Consider the following 26,482-nt stretch of genomic DNA (forward strand, 5'->3'; position numbering starts at 1 on the left):
GGCACCACCGCTGCCCGGGCCTCCTGCCCAGGCTGCTCGCCCGGTGCGAGAGGATGAGGTACGTGACGACGATCCCCAACGTGCTCGCCAACCGGTACGCCTCGCCCGAGTTGGTCGCCCTCTGGTCGCCCGAGGAGAAGGTACGGATGGAACGGCGGCTGTGGCTCGCCGTGCTCCGCGCGCAGCGTGACCTGGGCGTGGCCGTCCCGGACGGCGTGGTCGAGGCGTACGAGCGGGTGCTCGACCAGGTCGACCTCGCGTCGATCGCCGAGCGGGAGCGGGTCACCCGGCACGACGTGAAGGCCCGCATCGAGGAGTTCAGCGCGCTGGCCGGGCACGAGCACGTGCACAAGGGGATGACCTCGCGGGATCTCACCGAGAACGTCGAGCAGCTTCAGGTACGCGCGTCGCTGGAGCTGATCCGGGACCGGGTGGTGGCCACCCTGGCCCGGTTGGCGTGGCTCGCGTACGAGCACTCCGAGCTGGTCATGACCGGCCGCTCGCACAACGTGGCGGCGCAGGCCACCACGTTGGGCAAGCGCTTCGCGTCGGCGGCGGAGGAGCTGCTCATCGCGTACGACCGGCTGGAGGAGCTGATCGCGCGCTACCCGCTGCGCGGCATCAAGGGGCCGGTCGGCACGGCCGCCGACCAGCTCGACCTCTTCGACGGTGACGCCGACAAGGTGGCCGAGCTGGAGCGACGCGTCGCGGAGCACCTGGGCTTCGCGCGGGTGCTGGACAGCGTCGGGCAGGTCTACCCGCGCTCGCTGGACTTCGACGTGCTGGCCGCGCTGGCACAGACCGCCGCCGCGCCGTCGTCACTGGCCACCACGATCCGGCTGATGGTCGGCCAGGAGCTGGTCACCGAGGGCTTCAAGCCAGGCCAGGTCGGGTCCAGCGCGATGCCGCACAAGATGAACACCCGCTCGTCGGAGCGAGTGAACGGCTTCGCGGTGATCATCCGGGGTTACCTGTCGATGGTCGGCGAGCTGGCCGGCGACCAGTGGAACGAGGGGGACGTGTCCTGCTCGGTGGTCCGTCGGGTGGCCCTGCCGGACGCGTTCTTCGCCGCCGACGGGCTGTTTCAGACCTTCCTGACGGTGCTCGACGAGTTCGGCGCGTACCCGGCGGTGATCAACCGGGAGCTGGAGCGCTTCCTGCCGTTCCTGGCCACCACGAAGATCCTGGTGGCGGCGGTCCGGCGCGGCGTCGGCCGGGAGGTCGCCCACGAGGTGATCAAGGAGCACTCGGTCGCGGTGGCGCTGGCCATGCGCGAGAAGGGCGCTCCGGAGAACGACCTGTTCGACCGCCTGGCCGCCGACGGCCGCCTCGGCCTGTCCCGCGCCGACATCGACACCCTGGTAACGGACCGCACCGCCTTCGTAGGAGCGGCGAAGACCCAGGTGGAGTCGGTAACCCGCAGAATCACCAAGGTGGTGGAAACCCACCCCAACGCGGCCACCTACACCCCACCCCCCATCCTCTAACTCCCGGACCCCTCCTCGTTGATCACCCCGGCCTCTCCTCGTTGATCACCCCGACCCCTCCTCGTTGATCATGAGGTTGACGGGTGGTTCCGGGCTCGGGCGACCCGCTAATCCCATGATCAACGGGTTCGGTGGGGGTCGGCCCTACTCGCCGGTGGGGGTTTCTGCTGCTGTTCTCAGGTTGGGGGCGCTGGCTGGTTCGGCGATGCCGCCCAGGGACTCCGCGAAGGCCGGGTCGGTGGCGGTCTCCGCGGCCACCGCCGGCTGGTCGGCCGGCATGACCTCGGGCATCGTGGGTACGGCGATAACCGCCGTTCCGTACGCGCAGATCTCCATCCACATCTCGCCGCAGTCCCGGCTGTCGAAGCGCATGCCGATCACGGCGTTCGCGCCGAGCCGCAGGGCCTCCTCGCCGAGGCGGGTCACCGAGTCGGTACGCCAGCGGGTCAGGTTGTCCGGCGCCATCGGGTCGTACGCGCCACCGCGCAGGTTCTTGACTCCCTCGCGGTACGGGTTGCGCGTTCTGGCCATCGATGACACCACCTCACCGAGAATCTGGCGGATCTCGTAGCCGGGCAGTTGCTCTGTCGTCACGACCAGCACGTTTCCGATGCTGTCAGGAGTGGCGCGACCCGATCGTGTGCCGTGTTCACCTGATCGGATGCTGCAAAACGGCGCGGCGCGGACGGCCGGCGCGGCGCCGACCATCCGCGTCGCAGGGGCGCTAACCGTCAGACACCGGCCTTCGAGGTGATCCAGGCCCGGTTGTACGCGACGTTGCCGTAGTTCTGGATGTTGTAGCCGGCGGCCGTGGAGGCCACGCCGACCTGCTGGCCGTTGTAGAACTGCGGGCCACCCGAGTCGCCCCGCCAGGCGTTGCCGTTGATCCGGGTGCTGCGGATGGCCTGCCCGCCGTACGCGTCGGTGACGTTGGTACTGGTCACCCGGACGGTGGCGGTCTTGAGCTGGCTGGACGCGGAGCAGCATCGAGCAATATCGATGAAGCCAGGGCTGACGGGCATCGTTTTCAAGAAGCCAATCGAGGTCAGTTAATGTAACGATTCGACTACCCAGCGCGCCGCAACCGCCCTGCTGGGGCCGCCTGTCCCGCCCTGCCGGTCGCCCTCGCCGCCGGTTCTGTGGATCACTGCCTGAACTGCGCCCGGCCGGTGCGTCCGCAGCGGTATCTGCCAGGTAGGCTGGCTGCGCTCGCCCGTTGTGGGTCGGCACCCAACTGCGTACACAGTCAGGAGTGCCCAGTGCCTCGCGTCGTCGTCGACGTCATGCTCAAGCCCGAGATCCTCGATCCGCAGGGCCAGGCCGTCGCAAACGCGCTGCCCCGGCTCGGCGTCAGCGACGTCGCCTCAGTTCGGATCGGCAGGCGGATCGAGATCGACTTCACCGGTGAACCGGACCTGGACCAGGCCCGGGAGATCGCCGACAAGTTGCTCGCCAACCCGGTCATCGAGGACTTCACCGTCCGCCTGGTCGAGACCGACGAGACCGCGGACGCCCGCTCGTGACCGCCCGGGTCGGTGTGGTCACCTTCCCTGGCTCGCTCGATGACGGGGACGCGGCCCGCGCCGTCCGGATCGCCGGCGCCGAGCCGGTCCGGCTCTGGCACGGCGATGAGGATCTGCACGGCGTGGACGCCGTCGTCCTGCCCGGCGGGTTCTCCTACGGTGACTACCTGCGTTGTGGCGCCATCGCCCGGTTCGCCCCGGTGATGGAGACGATCGTGGACGCCGCCCACGGCGGACTGCCGGTGCTCGGCATCTGCAACGGCTTCCAGATCCTGTGCGAGGCGCACCTGCTGCCGGGCGCGCTCACCCGCAACCAGCACCTGCACTTCCGCAACCGGGACCAGGTCCTGCGCATCGAGTCGGCCGGGACCGCGTGGACCAACGCGTTCCAGGCCGGCCAGGAGGTGCTCATCCCGGTCAAGAACGGCGAGGGCTGCTACGTCGCGGACACCGCGACGCTGGACCAGCTCGAGGCCGAGGGCCGGGTCGTCGCCCGTTATGTCGGCGGCAACCCGAACGGGTCGCAGCGCGACATCGCCGCGATCACCAACTCCGCCGGCAACGTGGTCGGCATCATGCCGCACCCGGAGCACGCGGTGGAGGCGCTCACCGGCCCCTCGCTGGACGGCCTCGGCTTCTTCACCTCGGTCCTCAAGCACCTGGTGGGGGCGCCAGCATGACCGGCGGAACGATCATCGGTCGGCTCGACCGCCCGGCGGGCGGGCACGAGCGCAGCGAGGAGAGGTCATGACCACCCATCCGGACCCGGTACGGGACACGCCGGAGGCGTACTCCGCCCTGGCGCAGCCGACCGAGCCGCTGGCGCAGCCCACTGCCGCTCCGACGAAGCCGGCGACGGCCGACTGGACCGACGGCGTGGACACCGTGCCGCGCGCCGGTGACACTCCGGGCGAGTTGCAGCCGTACACCGAGCTGGGCCTGCGCGACGACGAGTACGACCGGATCCGGCAGATCCTCGACCGTCGCCCCACCCAGTCCGAGCTGGCGATGTACTCGATCATGTGGAGCGAGCACTGCTCCTACAAGTCGAGCAAGGTGCACCTGCGCCAGTTCGGTGAGAAGGCACCGCACAGCGACCGCCTGCTCGCCGGCATCGGTGAGAACGCCGGTGTGGTGCAGGTCTCCGACAAGCTGGCGGTGACCTTCAAGGTCGAGTCGCACAACCACCCGAGCTTCGTCGAGCCGTACCAGGGCGCGGCGACCGGCGTCGGCGGCATCGTCCGGGACATCCTCGCCATGGGCGCCCGCCCGGTCGCGGTGATGGACCCGCTGCGCTTCGGTGCCGCGGACCACCCCGACACCGCCCGGGTGCTCACCGGCGTGGTCGCCGGCGTCGGCGGCTACGGCAACTGCCTCGGCCTGCCCAACATCGGTGGTGAGCTGGTCTTCGACCCGTCCTACCAGGGCAACCCGCTGCTCAACGCGCTCTGCCTGGGCGTCCTGCCGGTCGATCGGCTGCAGAACAAGGCCGCCGCCGGCCCCGGCAACGTCGTGGTGCTGATGGGCGCCAAGACCGGCCGCGACGGCATCGGCGGCGTGTCGGTGCTGGCCAGCGCCACCTTCGACGAGGGCAGCGAGGCCCGTCGTCCGGCCGTGCAGGTTGGCGACCCGTTCACCGAGAAGCTGCTGATCGAGGCGTGCCTGGAGCTGTACGACGGCCAGCTCGTCGTCGGCATCCAGGACCTGGGCGGCGCCGGCCTGACCTGCGCCCTCACCGAGACCGCCGCCGCTGCCGGCACCGGCATGCGGGTCTGGCTGGAGCGGGTTCCGCTGCGCGAGCCCTCGATGGACCCGCACGAGATCCTGGCCAGCGAGTCGCAGGAGCGGATGCTGCTGGTCGTCGAGCCGGACAAGCTCGACGCCGTGCTCAAGACCTGCGAGAAGTGGGGCGTCCTCGCCACCGCGATCGGTGAGGTCACCGCACCGGAGCCGGACGGCCGCCCGGGTCGACTGCTGATCACCTGGCAGGACCACCTGGTCGTCGACGTTCCGCCGGGTTCGCTGGTGGACGACGGGCCGGTCTACGCCCGACCGATGCGTGAGCCGGCCGACCTGATCCTGCTCCAGGCCGACCGTGCCGAGACGCTGCCGCGACCGTCCGACCCGGACGCGCTGCGGGAGACCCTGTTACGCATGATCGCCTCGCCGAACCTGGCCGACAAGACCTGGGTCACCGAGCAGTACGACCGCTACGTGCTGGGCAACACCGTGCTCGCCCAGCCGGAGGACGGCGGCGTGATCCGCATCGACGAGCAGACCGGGCTCGGCGTGGCGCTGTCGGTGGACGGCAACGGCCGGTACGCCCGGCTCGACCCGTACCACGGCACCAAGCTGGCCCTCGCCGAGGCGTACCGGAACGTGGCGGTGACCGGCGCGAAGCCGATCGCCGTCACCAACTGCCTCAACTTCGGCTCCCCGGAGGACCCGGGCGTGATGTGGCAGTTCGCCGAGGCCGTACGCGGCCTGGCGGACGGCTGCCTGGAGCTGGGCATCCCGGTCACCGGCGGCAACGTCAGCTTCTACAACCAGACCGGCGCGGCGGCCATCCACCCGACCCCGGTGGTCGGGGTGCTGGGTGTGCTGGACAACGTGGCCGACCGGGTGCCGATGGGCTTCGTCCCGCGCCCCGGCGGCGACCACGACCAGCTCTACCTGCTCGGTGAGACGAACGTGGAGCTGTCCGGCTCGGAGTGGGCCTGGGTGACGCACGAGCACCTCGGCGGCATCCCGCCGCAGGTCGACCTCCTTCGCGAGAAGGCGCTGGCCGACCTGTTGGCCGAGGCCGCCCGGGTGGGTCACCTCAGCTCGGCGCACGACCTGTCCGACGGTGGTCTCGCGCAGAGCCTGGTCGAGTCCTGCCTGCGGCGTGGCGTCGGCGCCCGGATCGCCGTGCCGGAGCAGTTCGCCGACGGTTCGATGCCGTTCGTCTACCTGTTCAGCGAGTCCGCCACGCGGGCGCTGGTGTCGGTGCCGCGCGGCCACGACAAGGCGTTCGCGGCGCTCTGCGCCGAGCGGGGCGTGCCGTTCGAGCTGATCGGCGTCACCGACCCGTCCGGCGGGGCGCTCGAGGTGCACGGCCAGTTCCGGATCGGTCTGGACGAGCTGCGCGCCGCGCACACCGAGACGCTGCCGCGCCTCTTCGGCGGCACCGCCGCCGTCGAGGTTCCGGCCGCTGACGGTACGTCCGAACAGGCCGCTGGTGGGACGCCCGAGCCCGCCGTCGCTGAGGTGCCCGCGCCGGCCGCCGGTGTGGCGGGCGCGGTCGAGGCCGTGCCGCTGCCGGGTGCCCCGGCCGAGCCGGTGGACGCGTCGGAGGTGCTCTCCGAGCCGATCGCGTCGGCCGGCCCGTCCCCGCAGACCGGAGCTGTCGACCCGATCGGGCCGGAGCAGCCGTCCGAGTCTGACTCCGGTGCCACCGAACCGTCGCCTGACGAGCGCTGAGGCGTTGACGGCGGCCGTCTACGGCCAGCCCGGGTCAGGTGCCAGGTTCGACTGGGGTCTGACCGGGGCGGCCGAGCTCGGCCGGGTCTGCGCGGCGCTGGTGGTGGTGGACGTGCTCTCGTTCACCACCGCCGTGGAGGTGGCGGTCGCCCGGGGCATGCGGGTGCACCCCTTCCCGTGGGGCGAGCAGGCCGCCGAGTACGCGCTACGGGTCGGCGCGGTGGCGGCGGTCGGTCGTCGCCGGGTGGCAGCCGACCATCCGTGGTCGCTCTCACCGGCCGCGTTGAGCGCCGCGCCGATCGTCGCGGACCTGGTGCTGCCCTCACCGAACGGCTCGGCCATCAGCACCGCTGCCAGCGCCACCGGGCTGCCGGTGGTCGCGGCGTGTCTGCGTAACGCCAGCGCCGTCGGGCGTTGGCTGTGCCGCCAGGGGTACGGGACGACGGGTGCTCCGATCGGCGTCATCGCCTCGGGTGAGCGGTGGCCCGACGGGTCGCTGCGCCCGTCGGTCGAGGACCAGCTCGGCGCGGCGAGCGTGCTGGACGCGCTGTCCGGGGTACCGGGCGGCCTCTCCGTGGAGGCGGCCATGGCGCTCGCCGCGTTGGCCAGCACTCCGGACGTACCCGCCGCGGTACGCGGCAGCGTGTCCGGTCGAGAGTTGACCGAAGGCGGTTTCGAGGCCGACGTGGACATCGCCGTCCAGGTGGGCGTGTCCGACGTCGTACCGCTGCTCCGCCAGGGCGTCTACTCCGCCGCCTGACCACACGTCTGCCGCCTGATGACACGCGACCGGCCCGAGCAGGCCGGCGAAGTCGGTATATCCGGGTCGCCCTCGCCCTCGCCCTCGCCCTCCTGAAAGGCGGGGCGATCACGCCGATGCGGTGGGCGCGCGGTCAGCGGTGACAGCCGAACGGCCGCCCGGAAATTCGGGCGGCCGTTCGGCGTGTATCGGGGGAAGGGTCAGTCGTCCAGCCAGTCGAGGCGTCGGCCGCTGCGCTCGGTGGGTGGGGGAGCGTCCGGCCGGGCCCGGCCGCCACCTTGCTGCTGGCCGTAGCCGCCCTGGTCGTAGCTCCGGTCGTCGTAGCCGCCGCGTTGCTGCGGGGGCTCCTGCCCGTAGTTGCCGCCCTGGTCGTACCCGCTGGCGGGCTGGCCGTAGCCGCCCTGGTCGTAGCTCCGGTCGTCGTAGCCGCCGCGTTGCTGCGGAGGCTCCTGCCCGTAGTTGCCGCCCTGGTCGTACGCGCTGGTCTGCTGGCCGTAGCCGCCGCTCGGCTCCGCCCCCCGACCGCCGCCGTGCGGCGTGGTCGGATCGGGCTGGCCGTAGCCCTGGCCCTGCTGCTCCGGCTGGTACACGCCGGTGGCGTACGGGTCGGCCGGAGCCGGGTACTGCGCGCTGTCGCCGGTGTACCGGCCGGTCGGCTCGTCGAAGCGCTCGCCGTAGCCTGCCGCCCCACCAGCGGGAGCTGGCGGGTAACCCCCGGCGCCGGCCGGCGCGGTGTAGTCACGGCTGCCGTAGCCGCCCCCGGAGGAGGGCGCGGCACCGTAGCCAACGCCCGGGGCCGCGGCACCGCCGTAGCCCGATCCGGAACCGGGTGCGGCGCCGTAGCTGTCCGCCGCGCCACCGCCGTAGCCGCCGTCCGGCGTCGCCGACGTGCCGTAGCCACCACCCGAGGCGGGGGCGTTGCCGTAGCCGCTGTAGCCGCCCTGGGCGGGCTCGTCGTCGTAGCCGGAGCCACCCCAACCTTGCTGGTCCGCCGCCCCGTAGGGCTGGGCGGGCGCGGCGTACGGGTCCGGCGGGACGTCGTCCACGACCGGGCGGTGCATCATCGTCGGCGCCTCGCTCAGCGCCGCGCCGCCGACCATGGTCGGGTCGGGCCCGCCACCGGGGCGGTTGACCACCCGGGTCTGGTCGTCGGGCCCGTGGAAGGCTCCACGGGCCGCCGGCACCGCACCAGCGGAACCGGCCGCGCCAGCCGCCGGCGGCTCGTCATCGTCGTCGCCGCTCTCGCGGCGCTTCATCCACAGCAGGACGATCGTGCCGACGCCGGCCGCGACGAGCAGGCCGCCGAGCAGGATGATCAGGTACGAGCCGAAGCCGCCACCGTCGTCGTTCTCGTTGCTGGCGTTCGCCGGGGCGCCCGGGCTGGCCTCCTCGGAGGGCTGCTCCTCGGCACCCTCTTCGGTCGCCTCCTCGGTGGGGGTGGCGTCGGCGGTGGGCGACGGGGTGGGGCTCGGCGTCACCTCGACCTTGATCTCGAGGCTGATCCGCTGGCCGGTGACGGACTGCCCGGCGTTGGCGTTGAAGCTCTTGATCGCGTTGATGTTGTTGGCCGACGCGCCCACGTCGATCCGACCGGGGGTGATCGGGTTCTGGGTGCTGCCGCTGAAGCGGAAGTTGCCGCTGCCGTCGCTGATCGTGTCGTAGCGGTGGCCGCCGGTGTCCTGGAGGATCACGATCGCGTTCGGCACCGCGTCGCCGTTCGCCTTCACGACCACCTTGCCGGAGACCGACTTCACGGTCTGGTTCTGCGGCGGCGGCGGCGGAGCGGCCTTCGCGGTGAGGTTGACCGTGGTCGAGCCCTGTCCGTTTCCGAACCCGGCGCTGGCCCTGACGGTGACGCGGGCGGACCCGTTCGAAGCGTCGTCTGCCACCTTGAACTTGGCCGTGTAGGTCTTGGCCTCGGTTACGTTCCCCTGCGAGCAACCCTCGATGCACTGAAGCTTGGGGTTGTCGGAGCCGACAGTTATGTCGGCGGGAACTACCGGGTCGTCGAAGCTGAGTGTGTAACTCACTGTCGTCTCGCCGCCGGCTTGGACGGTGCCTGGGGAGGCTGAGACGTTGGTGACCTTTGGAGCGGCCATTGCTGGTGTGGCGGGGGCGGCGAGCAGAGCGCCTGCAACCAGGGCTACGACCACACCGGCCCGCTGGTTCCAGGCACGTCGGTGTGTTGACACGTCCACCGCCTTCCGGGCTGACTTCCCTTTGGCCGGCGGGGCGCCGGGCCGGGGATCATCACGGTACGAATACGCCGTCGGCCACTATGCCTTGTCCCACTGGATCGGCGCGACCCAGGGCCAGTGTCGGGTGCTCCACCGGTGGGTCGTATCGTCCCGCCGTGTCCTCTCCGCACAATAAGTCCACCGCCGTCGTGACAGCTCTGGCGGCGCTTGACGAGGGGCGTACGCCCGAACGGTCGGTACTCCGGGAGGCGGTCCGGTCCTTGTTGGCCGTACTCGCGGAGCGCGCCCCCGGCCGATCGGTGGAGGTGCGCGTCCCACCATACGGTGCGATCCAGTGCGCCCCCGGTCCTCGACACACCAGAGGAAACCCTCCGAACGTGGTCGAGATGTCGCCGCGGACCTGGTTGGAACTCGCGACGGGCCGGCTCGGGTGGGCCGAGGCGGTCGCGGGTGGTCGTGTTCAGGTGAGCGGCGTGCGGGCGGACATCTCGGCCTATCTGCCCCTCTAGCTGCCCCGATGTCCGAGTGATCGCTACTCTCGGCAGCGCAATCGTGACGTTCTGTATTGACGTTGACTCGCGTATACTGTCAGGCGACGACAGTGGTCCCGGCCGAGGAGTGTGGATCCGCCCCGTGATCCCCGCCAGGCCGGTCCAGACCAGCATGAGGGAGCGGTAGTGCCCCGAGGCGACGGCCGGCTGAGCCACGACCTTGATCCACAACGACCTGGCCCCCAGGATGCCTGCGGCGTCTTCGGTGTTTGGGCCCCCGGTGAAGAGGTCGCCAACCTGACCTACTTCGGCCTCTACGCCCTCCAGCACCGCGGCCAGGAGGCGGCGGGCATCGCGGTCAGCGATGGCTCGGGCGTGGTGGTCTACAAGGACCTCGGTCTGGTGGCCCAGGTCTTCGACGAGCCCACTCTGGCCAGCCTGCGCGGCCACCTGGCGATCGGGCACGCCCGGTACTCCACGACCGGCGCGTCCAACTGGGAGAACGCCCAGCCGACCATCCGGTCGACCAGCTCCGGCACGACCATCGCGCTGGCCCACAACGGAAACCTGGTCAACACCGCCGAGCTGGAGAAGGAGGTCGCCGAGCGTGGCCTCGTCGCGGATGGCTCGACCAACGACACCTCGCTGGTGACCATGCTGCTGGCCGGCCGCCCCGACCTGTCGGTCGAGGCGGCCGCGCTCGAGGTGCTGCCGCAGCTGCGCGGGGCGTTCAGTTTCGTCTTCATGGACGAGTCGACGCTGTACGCGGCCCGCGACCCGCACGGCGTACGCCCGCTGGTGCTCGGCCGGCTGGAGCGTGGCTGGGTGGTGGCGAGCGAGACCGCCGCGCTGGACATCGTCGGCGCGAGCGTGGTGCGCGAGGTCGAGCCCGGTGAGCTGATCGCGATCGACGAGGAGGGGCTGCGTTCGACCCGGTTCGCCGCGCCGGAGCCGAAGGGCTGCCTCTTCGAGTACGTCTACATCGCCCGCCCCGACGCGACAATCGCCGGGCGCAACGTGCACGCGGCGCGGGTGCAGATCGGCCGGCAGTTGGCCAAGGAGCACCCGGTCGAGGCCGACCTGGTCATCCCGGTGCCCGAGTCCGGCACGCCGGCCGCCATCGGTTACGCGGAGGCGTCCGGCATCACCTACGGCGCGGGTCTCATGAAGAACCCGTACGTGGGGCGTACCTTCATCCAGCCGTCGCAGACCCTGCGTCAGCTCGGCATCCGACTCAAGCTCAACCCCCTGCGGCAGAACGTCCGCGGCAAGCGGCTGGTGGTCGTGGACGACTCGATCGTGCGCGGCAACACGCAGCGGGCGATCGTCCGGATGTTGCGCGAGGCGGGGGCGCTCGAGGTGCACGTCCGGATCTCGTCCCCGCCGGTCAGCTGGCCGTGTTTCTACGGCATCGACTTCGCCACCCGGGCGGAGCTGCTGGCCAACGGGTTGGACAACGACGGCATCCGGCGTTCCATCGGCGCCGACACGCTGGGTTACGTCTCGCTTCCCGGCCTGATCGCCGCAACCGAGCAGCCGAAGACCCGACTGTGTCGGGCGTGTTTCGATGGGGAGTACCCGATCGAGCTTCCGGCTGGCAATCTGATCGGCAAGCACGTGCTAGAAGGGATGGGCCGCCGGGTCGCGAACGCGACGTCGGAGACCCCGGACAGCTTCGGCCCGCTCGTCGCCACTCCGGGCGGCGTGACCGCAAACCGCCCGTAGCACCAACTGGCGCGGCCCGGCCACCGCCGGTGCGGCACCGAGAACCACAAAAGGGGAGAACCGTGACGCACGTGTCCGAGCGCAGCGGCGCAGGAAGCAGCCCGAACGGCGCTGGCAGCGACCACCAGCCGTGGACGGGCGGCGCTGGCCGCCAGAGGGGCAAACGCTCGGTCTCGTACGCCGACGCCGGGGTCTCCATCGACGCGGGCGACCGTGCGGTGGAGCTGCTGAAGTCGAAGGTGCGCCAGACCCGACGCCCCGAGGTGCTGGGTGATCTTGGCGGCTTCGCCGGCCTGTTCCGGCTGGACACGAAGAAGTACAAGAGCCCGATCCTGGCGTCCTCCACGGATGGTGTCGGCACCAAGCTGGTCATCGCCCAGCAGATGGACATCCACGACACGGTCGGCATCGACCTGGTCGCGATGGTCGTCGACGACCTGGTGGCCTGCGGCGCCGAGCCGCTGTTCCTGCTCGACTACATCGCGACCGGCGAGGTCGTTCCGGACAAGGTCGCCGAGATCGGCGCGGGCATCGCCGACGGCTGCCGGTACGCGGGTTGCGCGCTGCTGGGCGGGGAGACCGCCGAGCACCCCGGCGTGCTGCGCCCGGACGAGTACGACATCTCCGCCACCGGTGTCGGTGTGGTCGAAGAGGCTGACATCCTCAGCCCGGACCGCGTCGAGGTGGGCGACGTCGTCATCGCCATGCGCTCCTCCGGCCTGCACTCCAACGGCTACTCCCTGGTCCGGCACGTGCTGCTCGGCGCCGCCCGGATGCGGCTGGACATCGTGATCGACGACTTCGGCCGGCAGCGGACCCTCGGTGAGGAGCTGCTGACCCCGACCAAGATCTACGCCAAGGACTGCCTCAAGCTGATCGCCGAGGCCGAGGTGCGGGCGCTGTCGCACATCACCGGCGGCGGCATCCCGGGCAACCTGGTGCGGGTGCTCCCCGAGCACGTCGACGCGGTGGTCAACCGGTCCACCTGGAAGCCGCAGCCGATCTTCGACCTGATCCAGTCGAAGGGCCGGATCGACGACCAGGACATGGAGTCGACGTTCAACATGGGCGTCGGCATGTTCGCGATCGTCTCGGCCGAGGACGCGGATCGCGCCCTGGCCACGCTGACGGGTCGGGGCGTCGAGGCCTGGCAGGCGGGCGAGATCATCGAGGGCACCGGTAACGTCCAGATGGTGGGTCAGCACACTCGAGGATGATCACGTTCCGGTGATCGTACGGGTACTTGATCAGGGCTTCACCCGAGTGGCCAGCGCCGCCTAGCCTGAAAGGCTCGGGCTCGGCGGAGGAGGGTGATGGCTGCTGGGGAACTGCCGTTCAGCGGGATGCGCGGTCTGGCCGCGGTCCCGTCGTACGTCGTCATGCAGCCCACCACCCTGTGCAACCTCGACTGCGCGTACTGCTACCTGCCGTTTCGGGCCGCCGACCGGCGCATGTCGGTGCCGGTGGCCGAGGCGGTGGCGGCGGCGGTCAACCCGTGGGCGGCGTCCGGTCGCTTCTCCGTGGTGTGGCACGGTGGCGAGCCGCTGGCGGCCGGCCGGGAGCACCTGGCCGCTCTGATCGCACCCTTCGGGCCCGAGGTCGAGCACCATGTGCAGACCAACGCCACGCTTATCGACGACGAGTGGTGCGACTTCTTCGCCCGGCACGAGATGCGGGTGAGCGTGAGCGTGGACGGGCCCCGGGAGCGCAACGGCGACCGGGTCAACCGTGGCGGTCAGCCGGCGTACGACCGGATTCTGCGGGGTGTGGCCGCGCTGCGCCGGCACGACCTGCCCTTCTCCGCGCTGGCCGTGGTGTCCCGGCCGACGCCGGGGCTCGCCGCGGAGCTGTACGACTACTTCCTCGATCTGGGCTGCGATGTGCTGGGCATCAACATCGAGGAGACCGAAGGCGTCAACACCCGCGACAACAGCCATGACCCGGCGGCGGTGACCACCTTCTGGGCCGAGTTGGTGACGGCCTGGCGGCGGGCGCCCCGGATCCACCTCCGCGAGGTCGAGTGGTCGCTGCGGTACGCGGCGGCGGTCCTCGACGGCTCGGCGGACGGTGTGCTGCCCCGCCGGCTCGATCCGATTCCGACCATCGGGCACGACGGGTCGGTGACGGTGCTCTCCCCGGAACTGGCCGGCTTCACCGACCCGCGCTACGGCGACTTCAGCAGTGGGAACGTGCTGACCACCCCGCTGGCCCAGATCCTGGCCGGTGCGGCGTCGACGCCTTGGGTCGGCGAGTTCCTGGCGGGGGTGGAGGCGTGTCGAGCGTCGTGCCCCTACTTCGGCTTCTGTGGCGGCGGTCATGCCGCCAACCGTTACTTCGAGCTGGGGCGTTTTGACGGTACGGAGACCGAGCACTGCCGCAACAGCAAGATCCGCCTATTGGAGGGAGTGTTGGAGCATGCCCGAGACCACCAGTCACCGGCGGCCTGAGCGCGAAGCGGACGATGCCCCGGACAGAGTCACCGAACGCGTGCGGGAGGCCGCCCCCGGGCTTGTCGCGCTACTACAGGAGGCCGCAGACGCGCGGCGGCTGCGGGCAGAGGTGCCGGGCGGAGACGGCGACAGCGCGGTCTGCGCCTGGAACCACTTCGAGAACATCCCGACCTTCTACAACTGGAACAACCGGCCGCGCTAGGCGGCCGTGATCAGGGGCCTGTCGGCGGTCGGAGTGATTCCCGGCCAGGGCAGGCCCCTGATGATCGGCACCGATCTCGCTCCCGAAGGACACATGCGTGAGCACGCGGGGCTTACCGCGTGCTCAGCTTGCGTCGAGAGGTCAGCGGGTCGGACGGACCCAGGGATCGGGGTCGTCGTCCGCGTGATTCTCATCATCGTCGTCGACGAACTCTTTTGAGTCGTCGTCGAAGTGGTGCTCAGACTTACCAGCACCCGCCAGTTCGCGCTGCAAGGCGGTGAGGTCGGTGTTCGGGGAGTGGTACTTCAACTCCCGGGCCACCTTCGTCTGCTTGGCCTTAGCACGGCCGCGCCCCATGGCTCGACCCCCTCGCACAGAATGCGGGGCAGCCCGAAGGCGGGCCCCGATGACGTCAGGCATCTCTCGTGGCTCTTACGGTACATGGGGATGCCATCGTTCGGCACCTCGGGTTACCGCCAGCCGGCTCTGCGCGTCGCGGCGATCCGGCCGTCACCCAGTGTACCTGGTAAGGAGCGGAACGGAGAGCGCCCGTGACACCGGGCAAAACATGCCAAACGTGACCCGGAACTCAGCTTACCGAGTCTGGCCATTGCGGGAGGCCCGGAGGCGGATCCCGGTCGATCCGCCCCCGGGGCGGATCAGCGCAGGTGGATCGTGCGCAGCCGCCCGACCTCGGCCATCCGCCGCTCGGCCAGCCGGTCCGCGGCGACCGCCGGCGGCACGCCCTCCGCGTCCGCGAGGCGCAGGATCTCCCGGGTGGTGTCGTAGATGCGGGTGGCCCGCAGCTTCGCCCGGTCGAAGTTGAAGCCCTCGATCTCGTCGGCCACCTGGATGACGCCGCCGGCGTTGACCACGTAGTCCGGCGTGTAGAGGATGCCCCGGTCGGCCAGCAGCTTCTCGATGCCCGGGTGCGCGAGCTGGTTGTTCGCCGCACCGGTCACCACCTTGGCGCGCAGCGCCGGAACGGTGTCGTCGTTCAGCGCGCCGCCCAGCGCGCACGGGGCGTACACGTCGATGTCCGCCGCGACCAGCGCGCTGGCGTCGTCCACCAGGCTGACCTGCGGGTGGTTGGCGCGTACCCAGGCCAGTGCCTTCGGGTTGACGTCCGTGGCGACCACCTCGGCGCCGTCGTCCAGCAGGTGCCCGGTCAGGTACTTGCCGACCTTGCCCAGGCCCGCCACGCCGACGCGGCGGCCGCTCAGGCTCGGCGCGCCCCAGACGTGCTCGGCGGCCGCCCGCATCCCCTGGAAGACACCCCAGGCGGTCAGGATCGACGAGTCGCCGGCGCCGCCGTGCTCCACGCTACGGCCGGTCACGTAGCGGGTCTCGCGGGCGATGACGTCCATGTCGGCCACGTAGGTGCCGACGTCGCAGGCGGTGTAGTAGCGGCCCGCCAGCGACTCCACGAAGCGACCGTACGCGCGCAGCAGCGCCTCGCTCTTGATCTGCTCCGGGTCACCCCAGATGACGGCCTTGCCACCGCCCAGGTCCAGTCCGGCGAGCGCGTTCTTGTACGCCATCCCGCGGGACAGGTCGAGCACGTCGGCGAGCGCGTCGTCCTCGCTGGCGTACGGGTAGAAGCGGGTGCCGCCGAGCGCGGGCCCCAGTGCCGTGGAGTAGATCCCGATGATCGCCTTGAGGCCGCTCTGCTTGTCCTGGCAGAAGACGACCTGTTCGTGACCTGTCGATACCGGGTCGTCGGTGCTCGCGAATACGCCCATGACTGGCTCCTGGAGGGGGTGTGCGTTCCTCGTGGGACGCGGACCTGTTGGAATGCTGCCGGTGTGATCGAGCCTAGTATTGGCCGCCGTGCGGGCGCCCGACGCGCCGCCGCCGTCCCACGGTGCGGCGCGCGCGGTCCGGCCGCTGGCCGCACCGGGGTGCGGTTCGTGGGAGGATCGCGCGGTGCCGTCGCTCTTCGCTTCTTACCTGCGCGTGTACGAGCCGCTGACCGCCTTCGACCGGGACCGGCAGAGTTACTGGCGTCGCTACGTCTCGGAGGGGCGGGCGGTCGCCCCGGTCGAGGGACCCGGCCGCCAGCGGACGGCGGTGATCGAGGCGTTGGGCGCGGGCTGGACCCGCCTACCCGACCTGCCCGAGGAGGCGTACGTCCTGGAGACGGACGACAGCCTGCTGGTCTGCCCCTGGAACCTGCGGATCCGGGTCGCTGAGGCGGCGCTCAACGCCCGGGACGGGGTGCCCTCGGTGCTCGCCGACGCGTTCGTGCCGCCGGTGCTCGCTGGGCAGGCCCGAGCGGTCGTCGACGACTGGCGCAGCGGGGCGCGGGTGCTGGAGCACGGGGTGCCCCGGGTGCATGAGCAGATCGCCACCTGGGGCGTACCCCTGCGGTGGTTCGTGCTCTTCGACCCGGCGGAGCGGGACTTCGTCACCCAGCCGGACCGGCGGGCGCTGCGCTACCGGACGGAGATCTCCAAGGCTCGTCGTCGCTCGTCCCGTGCGTTGTCGGTGCTGCGCAAGTCGGTGGGCGAGGCGCCGATCACGGAGGCGGTGGAGGAGGCGGCCCGGTGGCTGGAGGAGTTCCACCCGCGCTCGGTGGTGGAGCTGGACTACGGCGGCCTGGTCGACCTGCTCTCTGACGAGACTCTTGCTGCGGACGACTCGCCGGAGCTGGTCGCGGCCGGCCTTGCCGGCCTGTCGCGGGGCGAGGCGGACGAGGCGTCGGCGGCGTACGACAAGCTGGTGGCCCGCTGGCGCGCCGTGCAGCTGCTGGAGCGGTGCAATTAAGGCAAATCACCCCTAGGAGCGCTCCCAAGACGAGGGTGTCTCGTAGTTGACGCATCACGAACCGTGATCATGAGTCCGAATAAGATGGTTTCTGCCGTGTAAAAGTCGTAAAAATCGGGCATGGTTCATCCGTCCGTCTAGGGACCTTCATCCGTTCGGCCCATGTCGGACATCGGGGACTAGCCGGACCATGGGAGACGCGTCGGCCGGCGGGACCCCGGCCGATGTCTATACATGTGGAGGAGTGACCGATGGCATCGCGAACGCACGAACCAGAGCCGCTGCTTACACCGGCCGAGGTGGCGTCGATGTTCCGTGTTGACCCGAAGACGGTGACCCGGTGGGCGAAGGCGGGCAAGCTCAGCGCCATCCGCACTCTGGGTGGCCACCGTCGATACCGCGAGTCGGAGGTCAGGGCGCTGTTGCAGGGCCAGATCCCGCAGCAGCGGCAGGGCGACTGACCCGATAGAGGTTTCCCGAAAGGGGCGGTGGATTTCGATCCGCCGCCCCTTTTCATGTCCGCCCCCGCGCCGGCCCTGGACAGCGGCGCGTCAGTCGGCAGTGCGTCAGCCGACGTCGTCGGGGCCGGTCAACGTCACCCGGATGCCGACCGTGCCGCCCTCGCCGCGACGCAAACGGCTGCCCAGCAGACTCAGTCGACCGATGAGGCGGTACTTGTGCTTGAGCAGGTCGCGGACCCGACCCGTGTCGCGACCGCCGTAGAGAGTCGCGTGGGCGGGCACCTCCGCGCCATGCGGTCGACCCCGTACGTCGCACGGCGCCACGGTCACCTCGCCGTTGTGGCGGATCCGCTTGACCTTCCCCGAGTCGGCCCGGGTCCACACGGCCAGTGCGTCTCCGTCGCGGACCGACCAGACCGGGGTCGGCACCGCCCGGCCGTCCTTCCGGAAGGTCGTGAGCAGGATGTACTTCTCGGCCGACAGTCGGTCCAGCATGGTCACGCCGCCAGGATAGGCCGCTGCGGGCCACTGAGCGGCCAGATAGCGTGAACGGCGTGACGGGGGAGCCTGGAATCGGTGACGTGGTCGGTGAACTGCTGCGGGACGCGCTCGCCGTGGCGACCGGGGTCGGTCCGCGGCCGATGGTCGGCGGCCGACTGCCCCGGCCGGTCATCGAGATCATCGAACGGGACGACGGTCTGATCAACGGCGCTCCGGCGGCGCACTACCTCGACGGGCCGGCCGACTGGCAGCCGTACGACCACCGGGCCGTCGACCGGGCCCGGGGCGAGACGCTGGACGTCGGTACCGGGGCCGGCCGGATCGCGCTGCTGCTCCAGGAGCGCGGCGTACCGGTCACCGGGCTGGACACGTCGGCGGGCGCGCTCGACGTGAGCCGGCGTCGTGGCGTACGACGGCTGGTGCACGGGACGGTGGACACGCACGTCGCCGACGGGCAGCGCTACGACACGTTCCTGCTGCTCGGCAACAACCTCGGGCTGTTCGAGGGGCGCGAGCGGGCACCGGTGTTCCTGGCCGCGCTCGCCGCGTTGGCGCGGCCGGGGGCGCAGATCATCGCGCACGGCACCAACCCGTACGGCACCCGCGACCCGCTGCACACCGGTTACCACGAGCGCAACCGGCGCCGGGGGCGGTTCGGTGGCCAGCTACGGCTCCGTCTGCGCTACCGGGAGCTGGGCACCGAGTGGTTCGACTACCTGGTCTGCTCGCCCGACGAGTTCGCCGAGCTGGTGCACGGCAGCGGCTGGCAGCTGACCGATGTGGACGAGCGCGACGCCCCCTACTACCTGGCCACCCTGCGTCTTGCCGGCTGAGCGACGGCTCCTGCCTCGCGAACGAGCGCAGGAGCCGTCGTACGGCTCAGACCTGAACGGTCGGGGGCAGCGGCTCGGGCGGGAGGCCGCCGTCGCCGTCGACCACCTCGTCGGGGGTGCCGTCCTCGTCGATGTCGACCATGGTGATGTCCACCTTGCCGTCACCATCGGTGTCGAACTGGAACAGGTCGGCCTTGCCGTCGCCGTCGGTGTCCACCACCCACACGTCGGTCTTGCCGTCGTTGTTGGTATCGGCGCGCAGCAGGTCGACCCGCTCGTCGCCCCGGGTCTCCACGGTCTCGGAGTCGGAGGTGACGCTCTCCGGTGCCTGGCTCATCTCGATGCGGTCCTTCCCTTGGGTTGACGGGCCGTACGTACCCGATCCCGCACTCCCCCACGCATGGGCGGGGTCGGCGTGCTGTCTAGGGTCGCACCATGAACGAGCGCAACGGGCCGAGCACCCGGGCCGGCGCGGCGGGAATCCCGCGCGCTGCCCGGGCGGACAGGGAGGCGTGGTGAACGATCGTTTCGTGGTCGTCGGTGCGGGCACGATGGGGCTCGGCATCGCGTACGTGGCGGCCGGTGCCGGCCACACCGTCGAGCTGGTCGAGGTGGACGCGGACCGGGGCGCGACCGCGCTGACCCGGCTCGCCGACCTGTGGGAGCGGGCGGTGCAGCGCGGCAAGCTGACCGCCGACGAGGCCGCCGTGAACCGGCAGCGGGTGACCCTGCGCCCGAGCCTCACCGAGGTCGCCCCCGCACCGGAGGTGATCGTGGAGGCGGTGCCGGAGCGCCTGGACCTGAAGCGGGCGGTGCTGCGCGCCGCCGCCGCCCTGGGCCCGGCCCTGCTCGGCAGCAACACGTCCAGCATCGCCATCGGTGAGCTGGCCGTGGGGCTGGACGCGCCCGAGCGCTTCCTCGGCCTGCACTTCTTCAACCCGGTCTGGGCGATGACGCTGCTGGAGATCGTGGTCGGCCCCGCCACCGCCGAGGACACCACCACCGCGGCCGTCGCGCTCGCCGGCCGGTTGGGCAAGGACCCCGTCGTCGTACGCGACATGCCCGGCTTCGCCACCTCCCGCCTCGGGGCGACCCTCGGGTTGGAGGCGATCCGGATGGTCGCCGACCAGGTGGCCAGCCCGGCCGACATCGACAAGGCGATGGTGCTCGGCTACCGGCACCCGATCGGGCCGCTGGAACTCACCGACCTGGTCGGCCTGGACGTGCGCCTCGACATCGCCCGCACCCTCCAGGCCGCGTACGGGGACCGCTTCGCGCCGCCGGAGCTACTGGTGGAGATGGTGGCCGCCGGGCGGCTGGGCAAGAAGTCCGGGCATGGCTTCTACCGCTGGGACGGCGGGGTCAAGCGGTGAGCGCGGTCGCAAACGGAGGGTGGGCACGGTGAGCGGTCTACGGATCGAGGAGCGGCCGGACCGGCTCGTGGTGACGCTGGCCCGGCCGGAGAAGCGCAACGCCATCGACGCCGACCTGATCGCCGAGCTGCACCAGGTCTGCGCCGAGTTGGAGGCGCGGCCCCGGCTGCTGCTCCTGACCGGCGGTGCGGAGGGCATCTTCGCCGGTGGCGCCGACATCGGTCAGCTCCGTGAGCGGGGCCGCACGGACGCGCTGGCCGCGATCAACTCGGCGGCCTTCGCGCGCATCAGGGCACTGCCCATGCCGAGCGTGGCCGCCGTCGACGGGCCGGCGCTGGGCGGTGGCGCGGAGCTGGCGTACGCCTGCGATCTTCGGGTGTGCACGGCCCGGGCGGTCTTCGGCCAGCCGGAGGTGCGGTTGGGCATTCTGGCCGGCGCTGGCGCGACCCACCGACTGCCCGCCCTCGTCGGCGAGGGCCGGGCCAAGGAACTGCTCTTTACCGGGCGTCGGGTGGACGCGGCGGAGGCGCTGCGGATCGGTCTGGTGAACCGGGTGGTGGACGAGCCCGGCGAACTGCTGACGACGGCGCACGGGCTGCTGGACGAGATGGCCCAGGCGTCGCCGCTGGCGCTGCGGCTCACCAAGCTGGCCGTCGACGCGCCCGCCGCCGCGCACCCGCAGCTCGACCTGGTGAGTCAGGCGGTGCTCTTCGAGGACGAGGAGAAGCACCGCCGTATGACCGAGTTCCTCGAACGCCGCCGGACCCGCTGACGCGGCGACGAGAACGGCCGCACCGGCTGTGGAGCCGGTGCGGCCGTCGTGGTTCACGGGTGGTGCGTCGTGGCCCGCGGGTGGTGCTCAGTGCCAGATCTGCACCCCGGAGTCGGCGAGCGCCCGGATCACCTGAGCCGACTCACCGAAACCGATGATGAGGACGGCGTCGGCCCCGAATTCCTTGATCTCCTTCGCGCCGGCGGTGAAGTTCACGGGCGCCGCCTTGGCGTCGGCCGGAGGGTCGTACGTGAGCAGCTTGAGACGGTCACCGGGGATGCCGGCCTTCTCCAGCTCGTCACGGACGGTGGCTTGCAGGCCCTCGCCGTAGGAGTCCTTGCGGGCGACGATGACGATCTTCTGCGACCCGTCGCGGAGGACCACGTCGGCCAGCGCCCGGCCCTGGAGGCTGTCCGGCGGGGCGGTACGGAAGTAGAGGCCCTTGTCCTCGACGTCGGTCAGGCTGGCGTCGGTGTTCGACGGCGAGAAGAGGATCTTGCCGGCCTTGACCACGTCCGGCAGCACCTCTCGGGAGATGCCCGAGGCGCCCGCGCCGATGATGATGCTCACCTCGTCCGCCACGTGCTTGGCGACGGTCGCCTTGGCGACCGCCGGGTTGGTGCCGTCGTCGCCGTCCTTCCACGTCACCGGCTTGCCCAGCGCGCCACCGGCGGCGTTGATCTCCTGGATCGCCAGCGCCGCAGCGGCGGCCATCGGCGGGTACGCGAACGCCAGGTCACCGGTCTTCGGCAGCAGGCCGCCCACGATCAGCGCCTTCTGGCCCTTCGCGTCGCCGGGGCGCGCCTTCTTGCCCTTCGGCGGGGTCTTGTTGCTCGCCGCCGACTCGGCGCCCGCGCCGACGAACTCGGTCTTGCCGTCGTTGATCTGCTGGCCGTTGAAGGTCAGCGTGGCGTAGCTCGCAGTGGCCGGCTCACCCTTGTCGGTGAAGCCGGCGCGGGTCAGCGAGACACCGCGGTACTCGATGTCCTGCCCGGCGCGGGCCAGCGTGAGGCAACTGGCCGGGTCCTCGCAGCGCTGACCGTTGTTCGTCACGCCGACGATCTGCTTGGCGATGGCGGCCGGGTCGGTGCTGCCGGCCAGTTGTGCGGCGAGTACACCGATCACGATGGCGTCGTACGTCTCGGCGCTGTAGAGGTAATCCGTCAGCGCCGGATTGACGGACCGTAGCCGGCTCTTGAAGTCTTCGGGCAGCGGGGTGGCGGGCGTGGTGCCCTTCATTCCGTCGACGAGATCGGCACGCTCCTTCAACTCCGCTGGGTAGGAGTTGAGCATGTTGCCGTCCGTGCCGTAGAGGCGCACCTGTTGGGCGCTACCCTCGTCGGCCTTGTCGTCCCCGCAAGCGCTCGTGGCGAACAGGATCGTCGCGCAGGCAGCCAGTGTGGCCACCCGCGAGCGGCGTGATACGAACATGGTCGTCCTTCCTCAGGCGAAGGTCCGCTGCGCACATTAGCGTGCCGAGGCCGAGCGCGGGGCCGTGGAGGCGGCGCAATGCGCAGGTCGCTCGCATTGAACACGCAGAGTGACGGAAGGTGGGGGCTTGCCCCCCCGTCCTACTGTGCGCTGGGTGACGGATCTACCACAGCAGACGTTCGACGACGCGACCGCCGTGCTCCGTTCGGCGCTGGCCGGCGATGGGGACGCGGTGACGGGTGCGTTCGACGCGGTCGTCGACCGGGCCGGCCTGTCCGGGGCGTACGGGGTCGCCTGGTGCCTGGCCGCGACGATGGTCGGTGACGCCCCGCCGAGCACCGGATGTGCGCTGGACTTCCCAGGCATCGAGCAGGCGGACTACGACACCCGCTGGGTGGCGCGCTTCGTGAGCGCCTACGCCAACCGGGACGTACCGACCGGTGAGGCCCTGTTCGGGGCGGCTGCGGCGGACGGTCTGCTCTCCGACTGCCTGCTCACGCTCGCCGGTTCGACAATCGCCACCCTGCGCAGCCGGGCCGCGTGAATGCTGCACCCGCTTTGGGCGCCGCGTCCGTGCGGGTCGTTCGCAAGGCGTGGTACGCGACCAGCGGCTCGTACTCGTAGCGGTCGGGGACGGCATGCGACCTCCGGAACAGTTGGCTGACCGTCCGTAGTGGAGGGGTTGGCCGACCGTGACGATGGTCCTGATCGATTAATTTTGGCGTGGTCCCAGATCGTCGGACGGGTGTGGTAGCTCTGTGGCATGTCCGAGGCCATGCTCAGCAAGGTGCGCAAGCTGCTCGCCCAGGCCGAGGACCCGGCCTGCACGCCCGCCGAGTCAGCGGCGTTCACCGCCAAGGCGACCGAGTTGATCGCCCGCTACGGCGTCGACAGGGCACTGCTCGCGGTCCGGGACCCGACCACCGATCCGGTCGGTGACCGCGTGCTCGACATCGTCGCCCCGTACGCCCGGGACAAGGTCGGCCTGCTCGCGGCGGTCGCCGAGCCGCTGCGCTGCCGCTGTGTCCGGCGCAAGCAGGGCAACGGGTTCGTCGCGCACCTGTTCGGCTTCGCCAGCGACCTCGAACGCGTGGACCTGCTCTTCACCTCGCTGCTCGTGCAGGCCGCACACGGCCTGGCCGCCACGGCGGTGCCGCTGGACGACCATCCGGCCGCCTTCCGCCGGTCCTGGCTCGCCGGCTTCGCGGAGGTGATCGGGGGCCGACTGTGGGCGGCCGAGTCGGCGGCGGCCAGCGACTCAGGTGCCCCGTCGATGGCGTTGGTGCTGGCCGACCGCTCCGACCGGGTGCAGCGGAGGCTCACCGAGGAGTACCCGCGACTGCGTACCGCTCCGGCACGCCGGCTCGGCGGCACGGGCTTCGGCTCCGGCGCCGAGGCGGGTAACCGCGCGCACCTGGGCGGCCGGAATCTCGACACCGGTCGGGTCGGTCGACAAGTCGACCGGTGACCCCGTCCCGGCAATGCTCAGGCGGGGTGCTGACCGCGTGACACCGTAGCGAGGTAGCGGGTGAGCAACTCGTGCCAGCCCGCCGTGAGCGCCTTGCGATAACCCTCGGCCGCCTCGCCGTGCCGGTCGAAGTGCCGGTGCTCCAGCTCGACCCGGGTCCGTTCGGGCCCGTCGGCCAGGAACAGCACCTCGACCTCGCTCGCCTTCGCCGGATCCGGCACCGGCACCCGGTCCGGCCCGAGTTGCCAGGCGAAGACCAACCGTCGAGGCGGATCCCAGGTGAGCACCCGTCCCCAGTCGGCGCGGAAGCCGTACGGGCCGATCTCGTAGAGCATGCCGCCGGCCCGTGGCTCCATGCCCAGCTCGGCGAGAGCCTCCGGCCCCGACCAGGTGTACTCGGTGACCCACCACTCGGTCAGCTCGCCGGTGAACACGGCGAACGCCCGCTCGGCGGAACCGGGGACAAGGAGGCTGCACCGCAAGGAGAAACGCTCCAGGTCCTGCCGAATGTCGGCCGGATCAGCCATCCCCTGTCCCATAGGCCCGGACCATACCGGCTGATGCCCGGGCGTGCAGCTTCGCGCGGTGCACTGTTCCAGACAGTGGGTTGCCGAGCCGTCACGGACGGGATGCCCCGCCGGAAAGCGGGTAACCGCGCCCGGGCGGCCCGGACGACCGGGTTCGCGTACGGGCGGAGCGGGAGAGCATGAGCGAGAACGCGCAGGAGCGAAGGCCGGACCGGGACGTCGACGCTGGAGACCCGGACGTCCTCCTCGACATCCCGAAGGTCTCGGTCGACTCGATCCGCCTCGTCGTGGACGGGCTGGACGCCGACATCTCGCTGCGCGCCCGGCTGGCCAACCTCCTCCAACTGGACGCTGGCGTACGGGTCCACCTACACGGCGTCGAGCTGGACATCGACGGGGTGCACGCCGAGGCGCAGCTACGGGTCCGGCTGGAGCAGTTGGTGACACTTCTGAGCCGCGCGCTCGACACCATCGACAACAACCCGCAGGTCATCGAAGCCCTCGGCCGGGCCGGCAGCGGCGCGCTCGACGACGTCAACCGCAGTACCGAGCAGTTGGCGGCCGGCGCCGCCGGGATCACCGCCCGGGCGCAGCACTCCGGCGTACGCGACGAACTGGTCCGGCAGGCTGGTGTGCCGGCCGGCGACCAGACGCGGACACGACCCGCCCGTCCGGTGAGTCCGCCGACCGGTCCGCCTGCCCCTCCGGGCCCGTCCGGGCCTCCCGCCGGCGGCCGGAGCGACGGCGGTCCTCGTGGCGGGGGCCCGGCGGGCGGCGGTCCGGCCGGCGGCGGTCCGGCCGGCGGAGGGAGCGGCGGTCCGGCCGGCGGCACCCCGGGCGGTGGTCCGGGCGGTGGTCCGAGCGGTGGCGGTCCGGCTGGCGGAGGGGGCGTTGGTCCGGCCGGCGGCACCCCGGGCGGTGGTCCGGGTGGTGGCCCGACTGGTGGCCCGGGTGGTGGCGGCCCGGGCGGTGCCCCGGGTGGTGGCGGCTCGGCGGGTCGCGGCGAGCACGGCCGGGCCGGGGACGGCCCAAGCGGCGATCAACGAGGCGCCGGCCAGCGGGCCGGTGATCAGCAGGGCGGTGGTGCGCAGGCCGGTGATCAGCAGGGCGGTGGTGCGCAGGGCGGTGGTGGTGCGGCGGGCGGGGCGCAGGCGGCAGCCCAGAGCGCGGCGCAGCTCGCCGAGCAGGCGGGCGAGAGCATCCGGCAGGCCGGACGCAGCGTGTGGGAGGCGATCCAGGGCGGGATCGCCCAGCACCGCAGCCAGGACCGCCGGGACCGGTGACCGGACGCGGAGATCTTGAACAGTTTCCGTTCGGACCTAACGGAAACTGTTCAAGATTTCGCGACTACCGCGCTGGCGGGGGAGTGGTCGACTCGACCGCGGTGACGTGGCACCTGCGGGCGGCCGGAGGACGGGGCCGCACAAAGCAAGATCCCCACCTGCGTATCCGCTGGTGGGGACCTCTGTAGCCCGGCGAAAGGCTATGTGGCCAGGGGCGGGGTCGAACCGCCGACCTTCCGATTTTCAGTCGGACGCTCGTACCAACTGAGCTACCTGGCCCTATTGCTCAGCTCATGCTACCCGTCAGCAGATCGAACTGCTCACAGGATCACACGCTCCGATACGCAGAACGCCGCGCTATGCGCGGCGTCAGCGCTGCGGTCCTGACGGGACTTGAACCCGCGACCTCCGCCTTGACAGGGCGGCGAGCACTCCAACTGCTCCACAGGACCTAGCTTGTGTTGCTCCGACTTACGCCGGTCGTGCCCCCAACGGGATTCGAACCCGTGCTACCGCCTTGAAAGGGCGGCGTCCTGGGCCGCTAGACGATGAGGGCGGCCCCGCCATCATTGCACACTCGCAACTTCAAGCGGACTTGCTCCCATCCGGCCCCGCCGGAGGCTTGGAAAGCATACGTGATGCCTGGCCGGTCGACAAAACCGGTGTGGCCGGGGTCGTCGTGGACCGTATAACCGCAGGTCAGCAACACGGCGCCGTCATCGAGGCGCACCATGGTGCGCGAAGATTCGGTGCTGGTTGGTGGTTGCGG

General features: G+C 71.1%; 27 protein-coding genes, 3 tRNA genes and 1 pseudogene. 18 read left to right on the top strand and 13 right to left on the bottom strand.

What is annotated here, in order from left to right:
- Nucleotides 1-62: 62 nt before the first annotated feature.
- Nucleotides 63-1,487 (top strand): adenylosuccinate lyase, encoded by a 1,425-nt coding sequence (gene purB / locus ACLQ24_RS12345; RefSeq protein ID WP_425891306.1) that lies wholly within the window; start codon nt 63-65, stop codon nt 1,485-1,487.
- Nucleotides 1,488-1,631: 144 nt separating this feature from the next.
- Here the strand turns inward: purB and ACLQ24_RS12350 are convergent, their stop codons facing one another.
- Nucleotides 1,632-2,195 (bottom strand): YbjQ family protein, encoded by a 564-nt coding sequence (locus ACLQ24_RS12350; RefSeq protein ID WP_425891307.1) that lies wholly within the window; start codon nt 2,193-2,195, stop codon nt 1,632-1,634.
- A gap of 23 nt (nt 2,196-2,218) precedes the next feature.
- Nucleotides 2,219-2,470, bottom strand: a pseudogene (locus ACLQ24_RS12355) (trypsin-like serine protease); the annotation flags it as partial.
- Between the two features lie 276 nt (nt 2,471-2,746).
- On the opposite strand from ACLQ24_RS12355, the gene purS reads away from it, so the two are divergent.
- From purS to ACLQ24_RS12375, 4 genes are all read left to right on the top strand, one after another.
- Nucleotides 2,747-3,010 (top strand): phosphoribosylformylglycinamidine synthase subunit PurS, encoded by a 264-nt coding sequence (gene purS, locus ACLQ24_RS12360; protein WP_425891308.1) that lies wholly within the window; start codon nt 2,747-2,749, stop codon nt 3,008-3,010.
- Nucleotides 3,007-3,690 (top strand): phosphoribosylformylglycinamidine synthase subunit PurQ, encoded by a 684-nt coding sequence (gene purQ / locus ACLQ24_RS12365; RefSeq protein ID WP_425891310.1) that lies wholly within the window; start codon nt 3,007-3,009, stop codon nt 3,688-3,690. Before purS ends, purQ begins: the two co-directional genes overlap by 4 nt.
- 67 nt (nt 3,691-3,757) lie before the next feature.
- The gene (gene purL / locus ACLQ24_RS12370) at nt 3,758-6,472 is read left to right on the top strand and encodes a phosphoribosylformylglycinamidine synthase subunit PurL (protein WP_425891312.1); all 2,715 of its coding nucleotides are present in this window, start codon (nt 3,758-3,760) and stop codon (nt 6,470-6,472) included.
- A 4-nt stretch (nt 6,473-6,476) separates the two neighbouring features.
- The gene (locus ACLQ24_RS12375; RefSeq protein ID WP_425891341.1) at nt 6,477-7,232 is read left to right on the top strand and encodes a 2-phosphosulfolactate phosphatase; all 756 of its coding nucleotides are present in this window, start codon (nt 6,477-6,479) and stop codon (nt 7,230-7,232) included.
- 200 nt (nt 7,233-7,432) lie between these two features.
- Here the strand turns inward: ACLQ24_RS12375 and ACLQ24_RS12380 are convergent, their stop codons facing one another.
- On the bottom strand, nt 7,433-9,262 hold the full coding sequence (locus ACLQ24_RS12380; protein ID WP_425891313.1) for a carboxypeptidase-like regulatory domain-containing protein: 1,830 nt from the start codon (nt 9,260-9,262) through the stop codon (nt 7,433-7,435).
- A 323-nt stretch (nt 9,263-9,585) separates the two neighbouring features.
- On the opposite strand from ACLQ24_RS12380, the gene ACLQ24_RS12385 reads away from it, so the two are divergent.
- From ACLQ24_RS12385 to amcA, 5 genes are all read left to right on the top strand, one after another.
- Nucleotides 9,586-9,939, top strand: a complete 354-nt coding sequence (locus ACLQ24_RS12385) for a sterol carrier family protein (protein WP_425891315.1) — start codon at nt 9,586-9,588, stop codon at nt 9,937-9,939.
- Between the two features lie 168 nt (nt 9,940-10,107).
- On the top strand, nt 10,108-11,646 hold the full coding sequence (purF, locus tag ACLQ24_RS12390) for an amidophosphoribosyltransferase (RefSeq protein ID WP_425891317.1): 1,539 nt from the start codon (nt 10,108-10,110) through the stop codon (nt 11,644-11,646).
- A gap of 62 nt (nt 11,647-11,708) precedes the next feature.
- Complete coding sequence (gene purM / locus ACLQ24_RS12395) at nt 11,709-12,863, top strand: phosphoribosylformylglycinamidine cyclo-ligase (RefSeq protein WP_425891319.1); 1,155 nt, start codon at nt 11,709-11,711, stop codon at nt 12,861-12,863.
- A gap of 126 nt (nt 12,864-12,989) precedes the next feature.
- A complete protein-coding gene (amcB, locus tag ACLQ24_RS12400) occupies nt 12,990-14,093 on the top strand; it encodes a cyclophane-forming radical SAM peptide maturase AmcB (RefSeq protein WP_425891343.1) in 1,104 nt (367 codons plus the stop codon).
- On the top strand, nt 14,062-14,298 hold the full coding sequence (gene amcA, locus ACLQ24_RS12405; protein ID WP_425891320.1) for a multiple cyclophane-containing RiPP AmcA: 237 nt from the start codon (nt 14,062-14,064) through the stop codon (nt 14,296-14,298). The genes amcB and amcA overlap by 32 nt, the downstream gene beginning before the upstream one ends.
- Nucleotides 14,299-14,439: 141 nt before the next feature.
- On the opposite strand, the gene ACLQ24_RS12410 is transcribed toward amcA, so the two are convergent.
- Both ACLQ24_RS12410 and ACLQ24_RS12415 read right to left on the bottom strand, forming a co-directional pair.
- Nucleotides 14,440-14,655, bottom strand: a complete 216-nt coding sequence (locus tag ACLQ24_RS12410; RefSeq protein ID WP_007454329.1) for a DUF3073 domain-containing protein — start codon at nt 14,653-14,655, stop codon at nt 14,440-14,442.
- Between the two features lie 302 nt (nt 14,656-14,957).
- Nucleotides 14,958-16,040, bottom strand: a complete 1,083-nt coding sequence (locus ACLQ24_RS12415) for a Glu/Leu/Phe/Val family dehydrogenase (protein WP_425891321.1) — start codon at nt 16,038-16,040, stop codon at nt 14,958-14,960.
- Between the two features lie 184 nt (nt 16,041-16,224).
- On the opposite strand from ACLQ24_RS12415, the gene ACLQ24_RS12420 reads away from it, so the two are divergent.
- Nucleotides 16,225-17,064 (top strand): hypothetical protein, encoded by an 840-nt coding sequence (locus ACLQ24_RS12420; RefSeq protein WP_425891322.1) that lies wholly within the window; start codon nt 16,225-16,227, stop codon nt 17,062-17,064.
- 251 nt (nt 17,065-17,315) lie between these two features.
- Complete coding sequence (locus ACLQ24_RS12425; protein ID WP_007073996.1) at nt 17,316-17,525, top strand: BldC family transcriptional regulator; 210 nt, start codon at nt 17,316-17,318, stop codon at nt 17,523-17,525.
- A 105-nt stretch (nt 17,526-17,630) separates the two neighbouring features.
- Here the strand turns inward: ACLQ24_RS12425 and ACLQ24_RS12430 are convergent, their stop codons facing one another.
- The gene (locus ACLQ24_RS12430; protein ID WP_425891323.1) at nt 17,631-18,026 is read right to left on the bottom strand and encodes a PPOX class F420-dependent oxidoreductase; all 396 of its coding nucleotides are present in this window, start codon (nt 18,024-18,026) and stop codon (nt 17,631-17,633) included.
- Nucleotides 18,027-18,079: 53 nt separating this feature from the next.
- Between ACLQ24_RS12430 and ACLQ24_RS12435 the strand changes: the two genes are divergently transcribed.
- Complete coding sequence (locus ACLQ24_RS12435) at nt 18,080-18,859, top strand: class I SAM-dependent methyltransferase (protein ID WP_425891325.1); 780 nt, start codon at nt 18,080-18,082, stop codon at nt 18,857-18,859.
- A gap of 46 nt (nt 18,860-18,905) precedes the next feature.
- Here the strand turns inward: ACLQ24_RS12435 and ACLQ24_RS12440 are convergent, their stop codons facing one another.
- On the bottom strand, nt 18,906-19,196 hold the full coding sequence (locus ACLQ24_RS12440) for a hypothetical protein (RefSeq protein WP_425891327.1): 291 nt from the start codon (nt 19,194-19,196) through the stop codon (nt 18,906-18,908).
- 178 nt (nt 19,197-19,374) lie between these two features.
- Here ACLQ24_RS12440 and ACLQ24_RS12445 point away from each other — a divergent pair, with 178 nt between their 5' ends.
- Nucleotides 19,375-20,232, top strand: a complete 858-nt coding sequence (locus tag ACLQ24_RS12445) for a 3-hydroxyacyl-CoA dehydrogenase family protein (RefSeq protein WP_425891329.1) — start codon at nt 19,375-19,377, stop codon at nt 20,230-20,232.
- A gap of 28 nt (nt 20,233-20,260) precedes the next feature.
- Nucleotides 20,261-21,004, top strand: a complete 744-nt coding sequence (locus ACLQ24_RS12450; RefSeq protein WP_425891331.1) for an enoyl-CoA hydratase/isomerase family protein — start codon at nt 20,261-20,263, stop codon at nt 21,002-21,004.
- An 87-nt stretch (nt 21,005-21,091) separates the two neighbouring features.
- Here the strand turns inward: ACLQ24_RS12450 and ACLQ24_RS12455 are convergent, their stop codons facing one another.
- Nucleotides 21,092-22,435: an ABC transporter substrate-binding protein gene (locus ACLQ24_RS12455; protein ID WP_425891332.1), complete on the bottom strand. Its 1,344-nt coding sequence runs from the start codon at nt 22,433-22,435 to the stop codon at nt 21,092-21,094.
- Between the two features lie 154 nt (nt 22,436-22,589).
- Between ACLQ24_RS12455 and ACLQ24_RS12460 the strand changes: the two genes are divergently transcribed.
- Both ACLQ24_RS12460 and ACLQ24_RS12465 read left to right on the top strand, forming a co-directional pair.
- On the top strand, nt 22,590-22,979 hold the full coding sequence (locus ACLQ24_RS12460; protein ID WP_425891333.1) for a hypothetical protein: 390 nt from the start codon (nt 22,590-22,592) through the stop codon (nt 22,977-22,979).
- A 219-nt stretch (nt 22,980-23,198) separates the two neighbouring features.
- Nucleotides 23,199-23,903: a DUF2786 domain-containing protein gene (locus tag ACLQ24_RS12465; protein WP_425891335.1), complete on the top strand. Its 705-nt coding sequence runs from the start codon at nt 23,199-23,201 to the stop codon at nt 23,901-23,903.
- Between the two features lie 17 nt (nt 23,904-23,920).
- On the opposite strand, the gene ACLQ24_RS12470 is transcribed toward ACLQ24_RS12465, so the two are convergent.
- A complete protein-coding gene (locus ACLQ24_RS12470; RefSeq protein ID WP_425891336.1) occupies nt 23,921-24,442 on the bottom strand; it encodes an SRPBCC family protein in 522 nt (173 codons plus the stop codon).
- Between the two features lie 167 nt (nt 24,443-24,609).
- On the opposite strand from ACLQ24_RS12470, the gene ACLQ24_RS12475 reads away from it, so the two are divergent.
- Nucleotides 24,610-25,713, top strand: coding sequence for a hypothetical protein (locus ACLQ24_RS12475; protein ID WP_425891338.1), 1,104 nt, complete (start codon nt 24,610-24,612; stop codon nt 25,711-25,713).
- A 205-nt stretch (nt 25,714-25,918) separates the two neighbouring features.
- Here ACLQ24_RS12475 and ACLQ24_RS12480 read toward each other — a convergent pair.
- The 4 genes from ACLQ24_RS12480 to ACLQ24_RS12495 form a co-directional block, all read right to left on the bottom strand.
- Nucleotides 25,919-25,992, bottom strand: a tRNA-Phe gene (locus ACLQ24_RS12480).
- A gap of 99 nt (nt 25,993-26,091) precedes the next feature.
- A tRNA-Asp gene (locus ACLQ24_RS12485) sits at nt 26,092-26,165 on the bottom strand.
- A gap of 31 nt (nt 26,166-26,196) precedes the next feature.
- Nucleotides 26,197-26,269: transfer RNA gene (locus tag ACLQ24_RS12490), tRNA-Glu, on the bottom strand.
- Nucleotides 26,255-26,482, bottom strand: a 228-nt coding sequence (locus ACLQ24_RS12495) for a hypothetical protein (RefSeq protein WP_425891339.1), incomplete at its 5' end; no start/stop codon positions are given. The genes ACLQ24_RS12495 and ACLQ24_RS12490, both read right to left, overlap by 15 nt.

It is taken from the genome of Micromonospora sp. DT4 (genome assembly GCF_049841675.1).
In the GTDB taxonomy this organism is placed as follows: Bacteria; Actinomycetota; Actinomycetes; order Mycobacteriales; family Micromonosporaceae; genus Micromonospora.